Here is a 17,405-nt window from a genome sequence, read left to right as displayed (position 1 = left end):
GTCCTGATACGGACGCCTCGGAGCGGACGCGCCGGTCAGACGCCGAACTCGGCCGGCAGGCGGCCGGCGCGCACCGCCGCGACCAGGTCGGCGTGGTCGGCCTCGGTCCGGTCCGCGTACGCGACGGCGAAGGCCGCGACCGCCTCGTCCAGCGCCTCGCTCCTGCCGCAGTAGCCGGCCAGCAGGCCGGGGTCGGCGGTGTGCGCGTGCGCCCGGGCCAGCAGGGCGCCGGTGATCCGGGCGTAGTCGTCCAGTTGGCCCGGCAGCAGCGCGGCCGGGTCGACGCTGCCCTTGCGGTTGCGGAACTGCCGGACCTGGTAGGGGAGTCCGTCCACGGTCGTCCAGCCCAGCAGGGTGTCGCTGACCACCTGCATGTGCTTCTGCCCGAGCACCACCCGGCGGCCCTCGTGGCCGTCCTGACCGGCCACCGGGTGGCCCGCGCGCTCCAGGTGCGGCAGCAGCACGGACGGGCGGGCCTCCTTCACCTGGAGCACCAGCGGCTGGTCCCGGTGGTCGGTGAGCAGCACCACGTACGAGCGGGTGCCGACGCTGCCGGTGCCCACCACCCGGAACGCCACGTCCTGGACCCGGTAGCGGGACAGCAGGGTGCGCACCTCGGCGGGCACCGTCGCCACGTACGGGCCGAGTGACTGCGCGACGGCCCGCGCGGTCGCGTCGGTCACCTCGGTGAGCACCGGCGGAGCGGCCGTGAACCGCCGACCGCCGTCCGCCGTACGGGTGGTGCTGCGGGCGGCGAATCTGGCGCTGGTGTTGCCCAGCGCCTTCGCGCCGACCTTGCGCAGCACCTCGGCCAGGTCGTGCGCCTCGGTGAAGGAGACCAACTGCTCGTCCGCGACGGCGTTCCAGGCGTCCAGCGCGGGCAGCTTGGCGAGCGTGCGCATCGTGCGGCGGTAGGAGCCGGCCGCGTGCTGGGCGGCCTCCCGGGCGGTGGTCTCGTCGGCCCCGGTCTCGCGGCCGGCCAGCACCAGGCTCGCGGCCAGCCGCTTGAGGTCCCACTCCCACGGGCCGGGCACGGTCTCGTCGAAGTCGTTGATGTCCATCACCAGTTGCCCGCGGGCGTCCCCGTACAGCCCGAAGTTGGCGGCGTGCGCGTCCCCGCACAGCTGGGCGCCGACCCCGGTGGCCGGGGTGCCCGCCAGGTCGGCGGCCATCAGTCCGGCCGAACCGCGCAGGAACGCGAACGGCGTGGCGGCCATCCGCCCCACCCGGATCGGCACCAACGCGGCGATCCGGCCCGCGTTGGACGCCTCGATCGCCTCGACGGCCGTCGGCCGCCCGGGCACCGGCGAGAACTCCGCGTGCCGCTCCCGGGGGATGCGCCCGCGCAGCGCCTTCCCCCGCTCCCGCGAACGCCCGCCCTGCCCCGACGCGAACCCGGCCACCGCGAACGCCCGCCGCCCCTGCGGCGCAGCTCCGTCCACGCCGGCCGCGGCCCCGTCCGCCACCTCCGCCACCTCGGTCACCTGCGTCACCGTTCCCCACCCGTCCCTTCCGGCTCCCACCCGCCCGCGACCTGCGCGAACGGTTCTGCAGGGGGAGTGACGTCCGGCGCCTGACGACGGTTCCTGAGCCCGGCGGACGCGAGGCGGCAGCCGCCCGTATCCTCGGGGCACGGCCCGCCGTCGAAGGCCGGGCGCGGAGTCGGTCGGGACCGGGGGGACAGCGGTGAGCGACGGGGGGAGAGCCCGGCGGGGCAGGCCCACGGTGAACGACGTGGCGGCGCTGGCGGGCGTGTCGATGGCGACGGTGTCGCGCGTGCTGGCGGGCGACTACCCGGTGGCCGGGGCCACCCGGGAGCGGGTGCTGCGCGCGGTGCGCGACCTCGACTACGTCGTCAACGCGCAGGCGCGGGCGCTGGCCGGCCGGCGGTCCCGGACGGTGGCGATCCTGCTGGGCAACCTCGCGGCGCCCTTCCACAACCGGGTCGCGCACGGCGTGGAGCGGCAGGCGGTGGACGAGGGCTGCCTCTGCCTGGTGGCGGCGACCGACGACGACCCCGACCGCGAACTGACGCTGGTCGAGGAGATGCGGGCGCGCGACGTGGAGGCCGTCGTGCTGGTGGGCGGGGTGGAGGACAGCCCGGGGTACCGCTCCCGGATCGCCCGGCTGGCGGGCATCCTGGACGCGGCCGGCTCCCGGCTGGTGCTCTGCGGCCGGCCCGCCCCGGGGGAGGAACTGCCGTTGACGGCCGTGCACTACGACAATGCGGGCGGTGCGCGGGCGGCCGTCGACCACCTGCTGACGCTGGGCCACCGGCGGATCCTCTTCCTCGGCGGACCGGCCGCGACCACCACCACCCGGGAGCGCCTCGCCGGGTACCAGGCCGCGCTGGCGGCCCAAGGCCTGTGCCAACCGGCCGAATTGACGGTGGAGGGGTGCCACACCCGGGACGGCGCGCGGGCCTGGCTGCGCCGCCGCCTGGCCCAGGGCCCGCCGGACTTCTCGGCGGTCTTCGCGCACGACGACGACGTGGCGGCCGTCGTGCTGACGGTCCTGCGGGAGCAGGGGATCTCCGTGCCCGAACAGGTCTCGGTGATCGGCTTCAACGACCTGCCCGGGGCCGAGGACCTCAGGCCCGGTCTGACCACCGTGCGCATCCCGCACCTCGACCTCGGCCGCACGGCGCTGCGCCTCGCGCTGCACCGCCCCGGCCCCGAGCCGCAGCGGGCCGTCCTCGCCACCGAGCTGGTGCCCCGCGGGTCGACGGGGCCGGTGGGGTAGCAGGCACTCCGGCCACGAGCCCGTGCCGGAAGCGTTGTCCTCGCGATAGAAAGCGCTTACTCTCCGGTCAGGCAAGGGAGTTCGCGAGGAAGGACGGCCCGATGGACAGCTCGTGGACGAAGACCGGTGACCCGGCGGCGATACCGGTCCTGAGCAGGCGCGGACTGCTCAGGACCAGCGCCGCCGCCACCGCCGCGGCGGCCGCGTGGTGGCTCGGCGGGCCCACCGAGGCCCGGGCCGCCGACAACTACGACGCGATGCGCGCGGCCTGGTCCGAGCAGCTGACCGGCACCGGGTACGACCCGGCCGCGCCGCCGTTCGCCCGCGCGCTCACCGCGCTGGGCGACCAGGCACGGCGCCACCAGGCCGCGTTGAGCCCGCAGGCCGGGTCGCTCTGGCCCGACCTGCCGGTCGGCTCGGCCTCCGCCGCCGTCACGTCGACGGTCGGGCGGCTGCGGCTCATGGCCCTGGCCCTCATCCGGCCGGCCACCGGCTCGACGGGCGACCCCGGCCTCGGCGCCGCCGTCGCGACCGGCCTGGACTGGGTGCTCCAGCGCGCCTACACCGCCACCACCACGTCGTACGGGAACTGGTGGGACTGGCAGATCGGCGCCCCCCAGGCCCTGCTGGACGTGTGCGTGCTGCTCGGCGACCTCCTGACGGCCGAACGGGCGGCCGCGTGCGGTGCGGCCGTGGACCACTTCGTCCCGTCCTCGGTGGTCGACAAGTACACCGGCACCAGCACCGGGGCCAACCGGGTGGACCTGTGCCGGGTGCTCGCGCTGCGCGGTGTCATCGGCCGCTCGGCGGCCCCGGTCGCCGCCGCGCAGCGGGGGCTGTCACCGGTGTTCCGCTACGTGACCACCGGCGACGGGATCTACGCCGACGGCAGCTTCGTCCAGCACACCTGGGTGCCGTACACCGGCAGCTACGGCGAGGTGCTGCTCGGCAGCCTGAGCCGGCTGCTGCGCCTGCTCGCCGGTACGCCCTGGGCCGTCACCGACCCCGCGCTGCGCAACGTCTTCACCGCCGTGGACCGGGGATTCCTGCCGTTCCTGTTCAACGGCCTGGTGATGGACGGGGTTTCGGGCCGCGCCGTCAGCCGTGGCGTGCAGGCCGGCGACGCGCGGCGGGCCCGCCTGGACGACCACGTGCGCGGCCACGCCCTGCTCGGGGACGTCCTGCGGCTGGCCGACTCGGGGTCGGTGCCGGCGGCCCAGGCGGCGGCCTGGCGCGCCGCCGTGAAGGGCTCCCTCCAACGCGACCAGGTGCTCCCCTACCTGTCCAACGTCCTCGCCGACGTCCCCGAACTCGCCCGGGCACAGGCCCTCCTGGCGGACTCCGGGACCCGGGCGGCGGACGAGGGCACGGGCAGCCGGGTGTTCACCATGGACCGGGCCGTCCACCGCCGGCCCGGCTGGAGCGCGCAGCTCAGCCTGTCCTCGTCCCGGACCGCCTTCTACGAGTGCGGGAACGGCGAGAACCTGCGGGCCTGGCACAGCGGCAGCGGAATGCTCTACTGGTACGGCGGCGAGCAGGGCGACGACCAGTACAGCGACTCGTTCTGGCCCACCGCCGACCCCTACCGGCTGCCCGGTACCACCGTGTCGACGCGCCCGCTGGCCGACGGCGCCGGCGGCGACTGGGGCCAGGCCCGCCCGGCGACCGCCTGGGCGGGCGGGGCGAGCGACGGCGACCGGTCGGTGGTCGGCCAGGACGTCCGGGGCCTCGGCTCCACCCTGGTCGGGCGCAAGTCCTGGTTCTGCCTGGACGATTCGATCGTCTGCCTCGGCGCGGGCATCGGCTGCACCGACGGCGTCGCCGTCCGCACGACCGTCGACCACCGCAACCTCGGGGCCCGCGAGGACCGGGAGTTCGTGCTGGACGGCGTCCGCCAGCCCACCGACCCCGGCTGGAGCCAGCGGGCCGACGGCGTCCGCTGGGCGGCGCTGGCCGGGTCGGGCGCCTGGGTGTTCCCCGACGGCGCCACCCTCGACCTCGCCCGCGAACGGCGGACCGGGGCGTGGGCCGACATCAACCGGGGCGGCGCGCCCGACCCGATCACCCGGACCTACCTGTCGATCGGCCTCGACCACGGCACCGACCCCGTCGACGGGGCGTACCACTACGTGCTGATGCCCGGGGCCGGCCCGGACCAGGCGGCGGCCCGCGCGGCGGCCCCGACGGCCACCGTGCTCGCCAACACGGCCGACGCCCAGGCGATCAGCGCGCCCGGACTCGGACTCACCCTCGCCAACTTCTTCGCCCCCGGCACCGTCGGCCCGCTGACCGTCTCCGCCCCCTGCTCCGTCCTGCTCCGCGAGAACGGCGGCGACCTCTCCGTCGCCGTCGCCGACCCCACCCGGAAGGCGTCCACCGTCCAGCTGACGCTGGCGCTGGACGGCTACCGGCTCGCGAGCGGCGGCACCGGCATCACGGTGCTCTCGGACTCCGGGCCGCTGGTGCTGCGCTGCGCGGTGGCGGGCACCGGGGGAGCGAGCCTGTCGGCGGTCTTCCGGCGGAGCGCCGGCTTCCAGCGGGGCGCCGCCTGACGGGGCCGGCCGCCGAGGTCAGCGCACCGGGACGGGCCTCACTGGCCGACCCGCCCGTCGAGGCACTCGCGCAACAGGTCGGCGTGCCCGCAGTGACGGGCGTACTCGTCGATCCTGTGCACCAGCAGCTCTCGCACCGCGATGCCGCTCTTCCCCAGCCGCGTGCCCAGGTCCGGGTGCGCGGCAAGGGCGGCGTCGGTGGCGGCCTGTTCGCGGGCCAGGTCGGCGAACGCCGCGTCGACCTCGGCCTGCTCGGCGACGGCTCCGTCGAAGTCCGCGTCCCGCTTGCCGTAGAGCTTCGGCAGCGGATCACCGTCGCTGATCCAGCCGCGCCAGTCCCGTTCCACTGCGGCGAGGTGCCGGACGAGGCCGAGCAGCGACATCGTCGACGGCGGGACGGACCGGCGGGCCAGCTGCTCCGGGTCCAGGCCTTCGCACTTCATCCGCAGGGTGTGGCGGTAGTTCGTCAGGAAGTCGTTCAGGGTGGGGAGTTCGCCGTCCGGGCAGACTCCCTCGCTGTTGCGGGGGTCGTCGTCCGGGTCGGCCCACATGTCGGGGTAGACGGTCGCCTGGGTCCATCGTTCGGGTTGGTCGCTCATGCGGGCCATGCTCGCCCGTGCGGGCCCGAGCCGCCAGTGGGTTTTGCCGCGATGGGCGACGGTGCCTCAGGGCGTGGGCGTCGGCGTCGGCGTGGGTGCCGGAACGGCGGCCGGAGGCGGGGGGCTGGGGAGGGCGCTCGCGCGGGCGGCGGGGTCGGTGACGACGCCGGTGCAGTTGTCGCCGTCCTTCTGGTGGCCGCACACCTGCAAGGTGGTGTCGCCGGGGCTCGCGTCGACCATCACGGAGTAGTTGTCGTAGCCCCAGTGGATCAGGGCGGTCTCCTGCCAGCCGTGGTTGGTGGTGATGGTGGCGCTGTCCCCGGGGGAGCCGTCGGTGATCCCCGACCAGGCGGCCCGGCAGCGCGGGCTGTAGTGGACGTAGAGGACCACCTTGCCCACGTTGCCGGTCAGCAGGGTGCGCTGGTCGACGTCGCACCGCATGTCCTGGGGGTCCTTGCCCGCGCAGCCGACGCCCTCGCAGAGCGGCGCTGGCCCGGCGGTCGCCGCTGCCGTCGCCGCCGCTGTCTTCGGCGGGAGCGTCGCCGCCGATGCCGTGCCGTTGCCGCCGTGCGGGCCGCGCAGGTACAGGGCCGCGAACAGGATGAGCACGGCGGCCACGGCGGCTCCCACGCCGGCCGCCGGCCGCCGCCACGGGGCAGGCCGCGGCGAGGCGGGGGCGGCGTCGGGCGCTTCGGCCGGCGCTGCGGGCGCGGGCGCCGGGGAGAGCGCCTCGTCCGTGTCGTGCGCGGCCTCGGAGGAGGGCACCTCGTCCGCGTCGCGCGCGGCCTCGGCCTTCCGCAGCAGGGAGGTGAGCAGATCGGCGTCGCACTCGACCGTGGCGATCAGGCCGGCCAGGGCCTGCGGGGTGATCAGGCGCTTCCCGTTCAACCAGCGTTCCCAGGAGGCCTTGCTGAGGTAGGTCCTCTTCCCGAGTTCGGCCAGGGAGATCCTGTGCGCGTCCTTGACCGCGCGTAGTTCCTCGGCCAGACGTCGAGCGGGCTCCGAAAGATCGTCAGGGAGCGGCTTCCAGGACTGACTCATCGCGGGTACCTCGGGTGGGTCGGCGGAGGATGCAAACTGATCCACTTTCGGATGATCAGTTTAATCGGTCGGCTTTCCTCGGCCACCGCCCGCAGCCCGGGGCGCCTTCGCGCACCCGGCACCGATCGCCTAGCATCGCGGTCGGCCGCGTCGAGCGACGGGCGGGGCGACGGGCAAGGGCGATCCGAGAGGCGCGGAGCATGGGCGACGAGCGCGGCTACCTGCTGGACAACCGGCAGCGGGAGGCGGGTCGACGGTTCGAGGGCATCGCCGAGCTGTTCGACCCGTGGACGCTGGAGCACCTGGACCGGCTGGGCCCGGCCGACGGGCACCACTGCTGGGAGGTGGGTGCGGGCGGCCCGGGCATCCCGCTGGCGCTGGCCGAGCGGGTCGGGCCGGCGGGCCGGGTCCTGGCCAGCGACCTCGACACCAGCTGGCTGACCGGACTGCCCGCCGACCGCGTCGAGGTCCGCCGGCACGACGTCACCCGCGACCCGCTGCCCGACGGGCTGTTCGACCTGGTGCACGTCCGCCTGGTGCTGGTGCACCTGCCCGACCGGGCCGAGGTGCTGCGGCGGCTGGCGTCGGCGGTACGGCCCGGAGGCTGGCTGGTGGTCGAGGACGCGGACCCGGCCCTGCAACCGCTCGCCTGCCCGGACGAGCACGGACCGGACCAGGAGCTGGCGAACCGGGTGCGCCGGGCGTTCCGGGCCCGGCTCGCCGAGCGCGGCGCCGACCTCGCCTTCGGCCGCACCCTGCCCCGGCTGCTGCGCGAGGCGGGCCTGACGGACGTCGCCGCCGAGGCGTACTTCCCCGTCACCTCCCCGGCCTGCCGGGAGCTGGAGGCGGCGACGGTCCGTCAGCTCCGCGACCAGCTGGTCGGCCCCGACCTCCCCGCCGCCGACCTGGACCGGCACCTGGCCAACCTCCGCGACACCGAACTGGACGTGGCCACCGCCCCGCTGATCACCTGCCGGGGCCGGCGCCGGTAGGTGGCCACCGCAGGACGCTCAGTCCCCGGCCGGCCAGCCGGGTCGAGGCGACGGCGTAGCCGGTGAGCAGGGCGGTCACGATGCCGGTGAGGCGGAGTTTCAGAACTCGGAGCTGGGGGCGTCCGTGACGGGGCCGAGGTCGGGTCGGTCGCGCAGGTCGAGGGCTTCGCCGTGGCGGGTGAGTTCGAGGAGGACGAGGGTGTTGGTGCCCGGGTGCCAGAGCGGGGCGGGGGCGTAGAGGGTGCGCTGCGGGCCCTCGTCGGTGTAGCGGCCGAGGAGGAAGCCGTTGAGCCAGAGCAGGCCGTGGCCCCAGCCGGGGAGGGCGAGGAAGGCGTCGGCGGGGGTGTCGAGGTCGGTCTCGAAGCGGTGGAAGGCCGGGTCGCCGTCGGTGGCGGTGGTGGCCGGGTCGAAGGCCAGGCCGCTCAGGTCGGTGAGGGGGAGCGGGCGGATCTCCCAGTCGTGGAGGCGCTGGCGTTCGTGCGAGACGCCCCGCCGGATGCCCTTGCGGTCGTCGAGCTGGGGGCCGTAGTTGGTGCGGCCGAGCGCCTCGACCAGGATGTCCAGGGTGGTGCCGGCCGGCGCGGTGGCCAGTGGGAGGGTGGCGCCGGGGTCGTTGCGGTCGAGGGTGCCGAGGGGGCGGCCGTCGGCGAAGACCTGGGCGCGGTCGCCGAGGCCGTCGATGCGCAGCGGCAGGGTGGGGCGGGGGCCGGGGACGCGGGTGCGGTAGTGGATGAGGCCGAGGGACTGGCCGAGGTTCTCCATGGGTTCCGGGACGGGCCGGTGGTGCGGGGTGGCCAGGGCGTCCAGGGAGTCGAACAGGCGGGCCCGGCCGGTCCTGCGGTCGATGCGGCGCGGGGCCAGGCGGGGCGGCTCGGCGGGGAGTTCGCCGTCGGGCAGGGGGAGGTACCGGCCGATGACGTCGCGCAGGGCGTGGAACTTGGCGGTGAGTTCGCCGGCCTCGCCGATGGGGGCGTCGTAGTCGTAGCTGGTGGTGGTGGGTTCGTAGCCCGGGGTGTCGGGGCTGGTGCCGGTGTGGTTGGCGCCGGACCAGAGGCCGAAGTTGGTGCCGCCGTGGGCCATGTAGAGGTTGACGGAGGCGCCAGTGGCGAGGAGTGCGTCCAGGGAGCGGGCGGATTCCTCCGGGTCGCGGACGTGGTGGGGCCCGCCGACGCGGTCGAACCAGCCGATCCAGAACTCCATGGCGGCCAGCGGCCCCTTGGGCTGCTGGCGGCGCAGCACCTCGAAGCGCTCGGGGGCGCGGGAGCCGAAGGTCGCGGTGGCGAGCAGGCCGGGGATCGCGCCGCCCTGCTGCATGAAGTCCTCGGCGCCGTCGGCGGTGAACAGCAGGCAGTCCACGCCGCGCGCGAGGAGGCCGTCGCGCAGGTGGGCGAGGTAGCCGGCGTCGGTGCCGTAGCTGCCGTACTCGTTCTCGACCTGGACGGCCACGACGGGGCCGCCGCGGCTCGCCAGCAGCGGCAGCAGCTCGGGCACGAGGGCGTCGAACCAGCCGTCCACGGCGGCGAGGAAGGCGGGGTCGGCGCAGCGCAGGCGCAGGCCGTCGACGGCGAGGAGGCGGGCGGGCAGGCCGCCGAACTCCCATTCGGCGCAGATGTAGGGGCCGGGCCGCAGGATGACGTCCAGTCCGTGCTGCTGGGCCAGCCGGACGAACCGGGCCACGTCCCGCCAGCCGGTGAAGTCGATCTCACCGGTGGGCAGTTCGTGGAAGTTCCAGGGGATGTAGGTGTCCACGGTGTTGACGCCGAGGGCGCGCAGGCGGCGCAGCCGGTCGTCCCAGAACTCGGGGTGGACGCGGAAGTAGTGCAGGGCGCCGGCGACGATCCGGTGCGGGGCCCCGTTGCGGCGGAATCCGGAGTCGTCGTAGTCGAGTTCGATCGTTTCGATCATCGCGTGACCAGCTTTCGAGGGTGTGGCACGGGCTGCCAGGGTAGGCCAACGGCTACCGGTGTGGCGCGGTGACCACGTGGGTGCGGTGGCGGTCGGCCACGGTGGTGAGGGTCTGTGCGCCGGGGGTGGCCCAGATCCGTTCGTTGAAGATCTCGACCTCGATCCAGCCGGTGTAGCCCGCCGCCGTGACCTGGTCGGTGAGGGAGCGGAAGTCGATGTGGCCGTCGCCGACGTGGCCGCGCCCGAGCAGGACGTCGGCGGGCAGCGGCAGCGTCCAGTCGCACACCTGGTAGGCGGCGATGCGGCCGTCCCGGCCCGCCCGGGCGAGTTGCTCGGGCAGCGCCGGATCCCACCAGACGTGGTAGCTGTCGACGACCACGCCGACCTGGGCGGCCGGGTGCGGCGCGGCGAGGTCGAGCGCCTGGCCGAGGGTGGAGACCACGGCGCGGTCGGCGCAGAACATCGGATGCAGCGGTTCGATCGCCAGTCGCACACCGAACTGTCCGGCGTACGGTGCGAGTTCGGCGAGCAGGTCGGAGATCCGGGCGCGCGCGCCGGGCAGGTCGCGGCTGCCCTCGGGCAGGCCTCCGACGACCAGCACCAGGGTGTCGGTGCCGAGTTCGGCGGCCTCCTCGACGGCCCGCCGGTTGTCGTCGAGCGCGGCGCGGCGGCCCTCGGCTCCGGCGGCGGTGAGGAAGCCGCCCCGGCAGAGGCTGCTGACGGTCAGGCCGCTGTCGCGGACCAGCCGGGCGGCGCGGGCCGTTCCGGTCTCGGCGACCTTGTCCCGCCACAGGCCGATCGCCGGGATGCCGGCCTGCGCGCAGCCCCGGACGGCCTCGGGCAGGGACCAGTGCTTGGTGGTGATCTGGTTGAGCGAGAGCCGTTCCAGTCCGGGGGCGGCGGTACCCCGTTCGGCGGGGTGAGGTGTGGTCATGCCGACCACCCGGCCAGGGCGAGGTAGCGGCGCATCCGCCCGGCCGCGAGGTCGGGGTCGGGGAGCACCCCGGCGGCGTCGGCGAGCCGGAGCAGTTCGACGAGGTGCGGTACGGACCGGCCGCTCTGGGCGCCGGCCACCATGGTGAAGTGCTCCTGGTGGCCGGCCAGGTAGGCGAGGAAGACCACGCCGGTCTTGTACTGGAAGGTCGGCGCCGCGAAGAGGTGCCGGGCCAGCGGCAGCGTCGGGCCGAGCAGCGCGTCGTAGCGGGCGGTGTCGCCGGCGTCCAGGGCGTGCAGGGCTGCCGCGGCGTGGCCGGCGATCGGGTCGAAGACGCCGAGCAGGGCGTCGCTGTGGCCGAGTTCGTCGCCCTTGATCAGTTCGGGGTAGTGGAAGTCGTCGCCGGTGTAGAGCCGCACCCCGGCGGGCAGGGCGCGGCGCAGCGCGACCTCCCGGTCGGCGTCCAGCAGCGACACCTTGATGCCGTCGATCCGACCGGGGTGTTCGCGGATGAGGGTGAGGACGGTGTCGGTGGCCGCGTCGAGGTCGGCGGAGCCCCAGTAGCCGTCCAGTGCCGGGTCGAAGGCGGCGCCGAGCCAGTGCAGGATCACCGGCCGGGCGGACTGCCGGATCAGCCCGTCGTAGACGCGGAGGAAGTCCTCCGGGCCGCGGGCGCGGGAGTTGAGGGCCCGGCTGGCCATCAGGACGGGCTGCGCGCCGGCCGCCTCGACCACGGCGAGCTGCGCCTCGTAGGCGTCTGCGACCTCGCTCAGGGCCGCGGCCGTGATGTCGCTCAAGGAGCCTGCCGGGTCGGTGAGTTGGTCGGCGCCGACGCCGCAGGCGAGTCGGCCGCCGACGGCGCGGGCCGCCGCGCCGGAGCGGGTGATGAGTTCGCGGGTGGCGGCCCAGTCCAGGCCCATGCCGCGCTGGGCGGTGTCCATGGCGTCGGCGACGCCGAGGCCGAGCGACCAGAGGTGGTGGCGGAAGGCGAGGGTGGCGTCCCAGTCCAGGGCGGCCGGGGCGCCGGCGGCGTTGGCGCCGAGCGGGTCGGCGACGACGTGGGCGGCCGCGAAGGCCGTGCGGGAGGCGGGCGGGTGCGCGGGCAGGTCGAGCGGTGCGGGCTCGCGCAGCCGCAGCCGGCCGTGTCCGGGCAGGTCGAGTTCGGCCATCAGAGCACCAGCTCGGGGACGTCGAGCCGGCGGCCCTCGCGCGCCGAGCGCAGGCCGAGTTCGGCGAGCTGGACGCCCTTGGCGCCTTCCAGGAGGTCCCACGGGTAGGCGGAGCCGGTCGCCACGTGGCGCAGGAACAGCTCCCACTGCACCTTGAAGCCGTTGTCGTACTCCTCGTTGGCGGGCACCGGCTGCCACTGGGCGCGGAAGGGGTCGGTGGCCGGGAGGTCCGGGTTCCAGACCGGGCGGGGGGTGGTGGCGCGGTGCTGGATGCGGCACTCGCGCAGCCCGGCGACGGCGCTGCCCTCGGTGCCGTCGACCTGGAACTCGACCAGCTCGTCCCGGTCGACCCGCACCGCCCAGGAGGAGTTGATCTGCGCGACGACGCCGCCCGCCAGCTCGAAGACGCCGTACGCGGCGTCGTCGGCGGTGGCGGGGTAGGCCCGGCCCTGTTCGTCGACGCGGCGGGGGATGTGGGTGGAGGCGTGCGCGTACACCGTGCGGACGGGCCCGAAGAGGTTGTCCAGCACGTAGCGCCAGTGCGGGAACATGTCGAGGATCACGCCGCCGCCGTCCTCGGCGCGGTAGTTCCAGGACGGGCGCTGGGCGCTCTGCCAGTCGCCCTCGAAGACCCAGTAGCCGAACTCGCCGCGCACGGACAGGATCCGGCCGAAGAACCCGCCGTCGATCAGCCGCTTGAGCTTGCGCAGCCCGGGCAGGAACAGCTTGTCCTGGACGACGCCGTTGCGGACGCCGGCCGCCCGGGCGAGGCGGGCCAGCTCCAGGGCGGCGTCGAGGGATTCGGCGGTGGGCTTCTCGGTGTAGACGTGCTTGCCGGCGGCGATCGCGGCGCGCAGGGCGGCCTCCCGGGCGGGGGTCACCTGGGCGTCGAAGTACACCTCGGTGAGCGGGTGGGCGAGCGCCTCGTCGAGCGAGGTGGTCCAGTGCTCCAGGCCGTGGCGTTCGGCCAGGGCGCGTAGCTTGGCCTCGTTGCGGCCGAGCAGGATCGGTTCGGGCCAGAGCACCCGGCCGTCGTCGAGGTCGAGGCCGCCCTGCTCGCGGATGGCGAGGATCGAGCGGACGAGGTGCTGGCGGTGGCCCATGCGGCCGGTGACGCCGTTCAGGACGACGCCGATCACCTTGCGGTCCACGGGTGTTCTCCTTGCAGCTGGTGGTGTTGGTGCTGGCGGGGGCGCGGTCAGGCCGTGCAGCTGGTGACGGGGGGCGCGGTCAGGCCGTGCGGTGGATGCCTTCGGGGTGGACGGCGTGGGCGAACGGCAGGCCCCGCGCGTAGCGGGCGAGCTCGTCGGCCGCGGCGGCGGCCATCCGGTGCAGCTCGCCGCCGAGCGAGCCGGCCACGTGCGGGGTGAGCAGGACGTTCGGCAGCTCGTACAGCGGTGAGTCGGCGGGCAGGACCTCGGGGACGGTGACGTCGAGGACGGCGTCCAGGCGGCCGGCGACGAGTTCGTCGGTGAGCGCCTGCTGGTCGACCAGCGAGCCGCGGGAGGTGTTGACCAGGGTGGCGCCGTCGCGCATCAGGGCGAGCCGGCGGCGGTCCACCAGGTGGTGGGTCTCCGGCAGTTCGGGGGCGTGCACGGTGACCACGTCGGAGGAGGCGCACAGGTCGTCCAGGCCGACGGCCCGGGCGCCGAGCGCGGCGGCCTCGGCGGCCTCGACGTACGGGTCGTACAGCAGCAGGTCGAGGTCGTGCGGGCCGAGCAGTTCGAGCACCCGGCGCCCGATCCGGGAGGCGCCGACGACGCCGACCGTGCGCCGGTAGTTCCCGGCGGCGGCGTAGGCGCCCTGCCAGTCGTGCGGGGCGCGCCGGTGCCGGTAGTCCTCGCGGATCGCCAGCAGCCGCTTGTTGGCGAGCAGCACGGCGGCGACGGTGTACTCGGCGACGGGCAGCGCGTTGGCCCAGGCCGCCGAGGTCACCTGGAGGCCGCGCCGCCAGCAGGCGTCGGTGACGTGGTGCTTGACCGAGCCGGCGGCGTGGATGACGGCGCGCAGCCGGGGCGCGGCGGCCAGTACGGCCTCGTCCAGCGGCGGGCAGCCCCAGCCGCTGATGATGACCTCGGTGCGGGCCAGCGCGGCGGCGGCCTCGGGGGTGGCGAAGTCGTCCACGACCAGGTCGGGGTCGAGGTCGGCGAGGTCGGTGAGCCGCTGGACGGCGTGCCGGTCGAGCAGCCGGGCGGGCAGGGCGCGGTCCATCGCGAGCAGGGCGCGGGGCCGGCGGGCCGGGGCGGCGGGGGAGCGGATGTCGGCTGTGGTGGTGGTCATTTGACGCTTCCTGCGGTCAGGCCGGCCCGCCAGTGGCGTTGCAGGCCGACGAAGGCCGCCACCAGCGGGAGGACGGCGAGCAGCGAGCCGCTGACGACGAGGGGGTAGTACTCGGGGAAGGCGTGGGTCTGGGCGTTCCAGCTGAACAGGCCGAGGCTGACCGGGAAGAGCCGGTTGTCCGAGAGCATCACCAGGGGGAGGAAGAAGTTGTTCCAGATCGCGGTGAACTGGAAGAGGAACACGGTGACGAAGCCGGGTGTCATCATCCGCAGGCCGATCGACCAGAAGGTGCGCAGTTCGCCCGCGCCGTCCATCCGGGCCGCCTCCAGCACCTCCCCGGGGACGTAGCCCGCGCAGAACACCCGGGCGAGGTAGACGCCGAAGGGGTTGACCAGGGAGGGCACGAAGACCGCCCAGAAGGTGTTGACCACGCCGAGGTCCGAGGCGAGCAGGTACATCGGCAGGGCCAGCGTGGTGGTGGGCACCAGCACGCCGAGCAGCACCAGGCCGAACAGCTTCTCCTTGCCGGGGAAGGCGTGGACGTGGAACGCGTACCCGGCGCAGACGCAGACCAGGGCGCAGGCCAGTGCGCCGAGCCCGGCGTACAGCAGGGAGTTGAGGTACCAGCGGAAGTAGATGCCGTCCCCGGTGGTGGCCAGCGCGTGCAGGTTCTCGCCGAGGTGCCAGGTGGCGGGGGAGAGGGCGCGCCCGCCGAGCAGGTCGCCGGTGTTCTTGGCGGCGGCGGTCACCAGCCACAGCAGCGGCAGCAGGGTGTAGGCGGTGGCGAGGACGAGGGCGCCGTTGACGGCGGCCTTGGAGAGGCTCCACGGGCGGCGGGGCGGGTGGCTGAGGGCGGCGGAGCGCTGCCGGGGACGGCGTCCGGGGGCGAGCATGGTCATCCGGTGGCCTCCGTCCGGCGGTCCGGGCGCGGGCGGGTGGCCCGGGTGACGAGGAAGGACAGCGCGGCGGCGGCGAGCGCGAGCAGCACCGAGGCGGCGGCGGCCAGGCCGTAGTCGCCCCGGTCGAAGGCGGCGGTGTAGGCGTACATGCTGGGCGTCCAGGTGGAGACGACGCCGGAGGAGGCGCCGTGCAGGATCATCGGTTCGGTGAAGAGCTGGAGCGAGCCGATCAGGGTGAACAGGCCGACCAGCACGATCGAGGCGCGGATGAGCGGGATCTTGACGCTGACGGCGGTCCGCAGCGGTCCGGCGCCGTCGACGACGGCCGCTTCGAGGACTTCGCGCGGGACGGCCTGGAGCGCGGCGTAGAAGATGACCATGTTGTAGCCGGTCCACTCCCAGAGTGCGATGTTGACCACGGCGGGCAGTGGCGCGCCGAACGGGTCGGGGTGGGCGCCGCCGGCGTTCAGCAGGTCGATGACCGGGCTGATGCCGGGCGTGTACAGGTAGACCCAGATCAGCGCGGCGATGATGCCGGGCACCGCGTGCGGCAGGAACAGCGCCAGCTGGAAGAAGCGGCGGGCGCGGGCCAGCGCCGAGTCCAGCAGCAGCGCGAGGAGCAGCGCCAGCCCCGTCATCAGCGGGATGTAGAGCAGGCAGTACTGCGCGGTGGTCCAGAAGCCCGAGCGGAACGCCTGGTCGCCGAGCGCCCGGGCGTAGTTGCCGAGGCCGGTGAAGACCGTCTCGCCGCCGCCGAAGCCGAGCCCGGAGCGGTGCTCGGTGTACAGGCTGAGGTGGACGGCGTAGCCGATCGGGACGAGCGTGCAGGCGGTGAACAGGAGCACGAACGGGGCGAGCAGGACGGCCGGCGCCCCGTACCGCCCGCGCCGGCGGGCGCGGGCGGCGACGGCGGGCCCGGGCCCGGTGCGGGGCGGCTGGGCGGTCACTGCTTGACCTTGAGGCCGCGGTTCTTCAGCTCGGCCAGGGTGGACTGCTGCGCGGCGTCGAGGGCCGCCTGGACGGTGCCGCCCTGGGTGAGCTTGCCGAACGCGTCCTTGAGCGCGTTGTTGGTCGCGTTCATCGTCGGGCCCCACTGCCAGTTCGGCTTGATCGACTTCGCGGCGTCCGTGTAGAGCGCGTACACGTCCTGGCCGCCGTAGAAGTCGGCCTTGAAGGCCTCCTCGGCCACCGGGACGAGCGCGGGCGCGGCCGGGAAGGCGGAGGAGGTGCCGGAGGCGATCCGGGCCTTGATGCCCTCCGGCGTGGTGGTCGCCCAGGTGGCGAACTCGACGGCGGCCTTGGCCTTCCTGCTGTTCTTGGAGACGGCGAAGGTGGTGCCGCCGACCATGCCGCTGGCCGGGGCGCCGTCCCAGCTGGGCACCGGGGCGACGGCCCACGTGCCGGCCGCGTCGGGCAGGGTGCCCTTCAGCACCCCGCCGCCCCAGGAGGCGCCGAGGTAGCCGGCGGTCTCGCCCTTCTGCAGCGAGGCCGTCCACGGCTGGCTGAACGAGGGCTGGACGCGGACCAGGTCCTCGGCGATCAGCTGCTGCCAGTAGTCCGCGATCGGTTTGGTCCCGGCGCCGTTGAGGTCGACGCTCCAGGCGTCGTCGCGGCCGGTGAACCAGTGGGCGCCGGCCTGCCAGGCCATCGCCTCGAAGGTGGCCGGGTCGTCGGGGAAGAAGGTGGCGATCCGGGTGTCCGGCTGGGCCTGCTTCAGTTTCTGCGCGGCGGTGCGGAATTCGTCCCAGGTCTTCGGCGGGGTGAGGCCGGCCCGGTCGAAGAGGTCCTTGCGGTAGTAGAAGGCCTGCGGCGAGGCGTCCAGCGGCAGCGCCCAGGTGCGGCCGCCGAGGGTGGTCAGGTCCATGGTCTGCGGCAGGTACTTCGCCTTGAGCTCGCCGGGGACGAGCCCGGAGATGTCCTGGACGGCGCCCTGGCTGACGAAGTCCGGCAGTTGGGCGTACTCGACGTTGAACACGTCGGGGGCGTTGCCGGCCTTCACCGCGTTGGAGATCTTGGCGTACCCGCCGGCCGTGCCGGACGGTATCTCCTCGTAGACCACGTTGACGTCGGGGTGGGAGGCGTTGAAGGCGGCGACGACCTCCTTCGTGCCCTTGGACCAGGCCCAGAAGGTCAGCGTGACCGGCTTGCCGTCGTCGGCCTTCGGGGCCCCGCCGCCGCTGGCGCAGGCGGCGAGGAGGACGGTGGACAGCAGGCCGCCGGCGGCGGCGCGGAGGAGTCTGCGCCGGGGGTGGGGGAGGGGGAGCGGGAGTGAGGGCATGCACGACTCCGGGA

At 74.7% G+C, this 17,405-nt stretch carries 14 protein-coding genes; 3 read left to right on the top strand and 11 right to left on the bottom strand.

What is annotated here, in order from left to right:
* Positions 1 to 35 precede the first annotated feature (35 nt).
* Complete coding sequence (locus AB0R04_RS21810; protein WP_363373556.1) at positions 36 to 1,484, bottom strand: DUF2252 domain-containing protein; 1,449 nt, start codon at positions 1,482 to 1,484, stop codon at positions 36 to 38.
* A gap of 250 nt (positions 1,485 to 1,734) precedes the next feature.
* Between AB0R04_RS21810 and AB0R04_RS21805 the strand changes: the two genes are divergently transcribed.
* Together AB0R04_RS21805 and AB0R04_RS21800 are read left to right on the top strand one after the other, a co-directional pair.
* Entirely contained in the window at positions 1,735 to 2,742 is a 1,008-nt protein-coding gene (locus AB0R04_RS21805; RefSeq protein WP_363373554.1) for a LacI family DNA-binding transcriptional regulator, read from the top strand.
* Between the two features lie 101 nt (positions 2,743 to 2,843).
* Positions 2,844 to 5,294 (top strand): polysaccharide lyase 8 family protein, encoded by a 2,451-nt coding sequence (locus tag AB0R04_RS21800; protein ID WP_363373552.1) that lies wholly within the window; start codon positions 2,844 to 2,846, stop codon positions 5,292 to 5,294.
* A gap of 38 nt (positions 5,295 to 5,332) precedes the next feature.
* Here AB0R04_RS21800 and AB0R04_RS21795 read toward each other — a convergent pair whose 3' ends face one another.
* Together AB0R04_RS21795 and AB0R04_RS21790 are read right to left on the bottom strand one after the other, a co-directional pair.
* Entirely contained in the window at positions 5,333 to 5,893 is a 561-nt protein-coding gene (locus tag AB0R04_RS21795; protein ID WP_363373550.1) for a DinB family protein, read from the bottom strand.
* Positions 5,894 to 5,959: 66 nt separating this feature from the next.
* A complete protein-coding gene (locus tag AB0R04_RS21790; protein ID WP_363373548.1) occupies positions 5,960 to 6,934 on the bottom strand; it encodes a DUF2690 domain-containing protein in 975 nt (324 codons plus the stop codon).
* A 200-nt stretch (positions 6,935 to 7,134) separates the two neighbouring features.
* Here AB0R04_RS21790 and AB0R04_RS21785 point away from each other — a divergent pair, with 200 nt between their 5' ends.
* A complete protein-coding gene (locus AB0R04_RS21785) occupies positions 7,135 to 7,926 on the top strand; it encodes a methyltransferase domain-containing protein (RefSeq protein ID WP_363373547.1) in 792 nt (263 codons plus the stop codon).
* Between the two features lie 99 nt (positions 7,927 to 8,025).
* On the opposite strand, the gene AB0R04_RS21780 is transcribed toward AB0R04_RS21785, so the two are convergent.
* The 8 genes from AB0R04_RS21780 to AB0R04_RS21745 form a co-directional block, all read right to left on the bottom strand.
* Entirely contained in the window at positions 8,026 to 9,831 is a 1,806-nt protein-coding gene (locus tag AB0R04_RS21780) for a beta-galactosidase family protein (protein WP_363373545.1), read from the bottom strand.
* 52 nt (positions 9,832 to 9,883) lie between these two features.
* A complete protein-coding gene (locus AB0R04_RS21775; protein WP_363373542.1) occupies positions 9,884 to 10,765 on the bottom strand; it encodes a sugar phosphate isomerase/epimerase in 882 nt (293 codons plus the stop codon).
* Complete coding sequence (locus AB0R04_RS21770; protein WP_363373540.1) at positions 10,762 to 11,934, bottom strand: dihydrodipicolinate synthase family protein; 1,173 nt, start codon at positions 11,932 to 11,934, stop codon at positions 10,762 to 10,764. The genes AB0R04_RS21775 and AB0R04_RS21770 overlap by 4 nt, the downstream gene beginning before the upstream one ends.
* The gene (locus tag AB0R04_RS21765; protein WP_063350581.1) at positions 11,934 to 13,085 is read right to left on the bottom strand and encodes a Gfo/Idh/MocA family oxidoreductase; all 1,152 of its coding nucleotides are present in this window, start codon (positions 13,083 to 13,085) and stop codon (positions 11,934 to 11,936) included. The genes AB0R04_RS21770 and AB0R04_RS21765 overlap by 1 nt, the downstream gene beginning before the upstream one ends.
* A 79-nt stretch (positions 13,086 to 13,164) precedes the next feature.
* Positions 13,165 to 14,145: a hydroxyacid dehydrogenase gene (locus AB0R04_RS21760; protein ID WP_063351656.1), complete on the bottom strand. Its 981-nt coding sequence runs from the start codon at positions 14,143 to 14,145 to the stop codon at positions 13,165 to 13,167.
* A 65-nt stretch (positions 14,146 to 14,210) separates the two neighbouring features.
* Complete coding sequence (locus AB0R04_RS21755; protein WP_363373715.1) at positions 14,211 to 15,107, bottom strand: carbohydrate ABC transporter permease; 897 nt, start codon at positions 15,105 to 15,107, stop codon at positions 14,211 to 14,213.
* Between the two features lie 2 nt (positions 15,108 to 15,109).
* A complete protein-coding gene (locus AB0R04_RS21750) occupies positions 15,110 to 15,973 on the bottom strand; it encodes a sugar ABC transporter permease (protein ID WP_363373713.1) in 864 nt (287 codons plus the stop codon).
* An 83-nt stretch (positions 15,974 to 16,056) separates the two neighbouring features.
* Positions 16,057 to 17,391 (bottom strand): sugar ABC transporter substrate-binding protein, encoded by a 1,335-nt coding sequence (locus tag AB0R04_RS21745; protein WP_363373538.1) that lies wholly within the window; start codon positions 17,389 to 17,391, stop codon positions 16,057 to 16,059.
* Between the last annotated feature and the right edge of the window lie 14 nt (positions 17,392 to 17,405).

This window comes from Kitasatospora sp. NPDC056731, assembly GCF_040687675.1.
In the GTDB taxonomy this organism is placed as follows: Bacteria; Actinomycetota; Actinomycetes; order Streptomycetales; family Streptomycetaceae; genus Kitasatospora.
The sequence above is the reverse complement of the archived record's forward strand: the minus strand, read 5'-3'. Positions and strand labels throughout refer to the sequence as shown.

Excerpts from the sequence above, each read along its gene's own strand:
- AB0R04_RS21800 (WP_363373552.1), top strand. The coding sequence starts at position 2,844 with ATGGACAGCTCGTGGACGAAGACCGGTGACCCGGCGGCGATACCGGTC.
- AB0R04_RS21795 (WP_363373550.1), bottom strand. The coding sequence starts at position 5,893 with ATGAGCGACCAACCCGAACGATGGACCCAGGCGACCGTCTACCCCGAC.
- AB0R04_RS21790 (WP_363373548.1), bottom strand. The coding sequence starts at position 6,934 with ATGAGTCAGTCCTGGAAGCCGCTCCCTGACGATCTTTCGGAGCCCGCT.
- AB0R04_RS21785 (WP_363373547.1), top strand. The coding sequence starts at position 7,135 with ATGGGCGACGAGCGCGGCTACCTGCTGGACAACCGGCAGCGGGAGGCG.
- AB0R04_RS21780 (WP_363373545.1), bottom strand. The coding sequence starts at position 9,831 with ATGATCGAAACGATCGAACTCGACTACGACGACTCCGGATTCCGCCGC.
- AB0R04_RS21775 (WP_363373542.1), bottom strand. The coding sequence starts at position 10,765 with ATGACCACACCTCACCCCGCCGAACGGGGTACCGCCGCCCCCGGACTG.
- AB0R04_RS21770 (WP_363373540.1), bottom strand. The coding sequence starts at position 11,934 with ATGGCCGAACTCGACCTGCCCGGACACGGCCGGCTGCGGCTGCGCGAG.
- AB0R04_RS21760 (WP_063351656.1), bottom strand. The coding sequence starts at position 14,145 with ATGGACCGCGCCCTGCCCGCCCGGCTGCTCGACCGGCACGCCGTCCAG.
- AB0R04_RS21755 (WP_363373715.1), bottom strand. The coding sequence starts at position 15,107 with ATGCTCGCCCCCGGACGCCGTCCCCGGCAGCGCTCCGCCGCCCTCAGC.
- AB0R04_RS21745 (WP_363373538.1), bottom strand. The coding sequence starts at position 17,391 with ATGCCCTCACTCCCGCTCCCCCTCCCCCACCCCCGGCGCAGACTCCTC.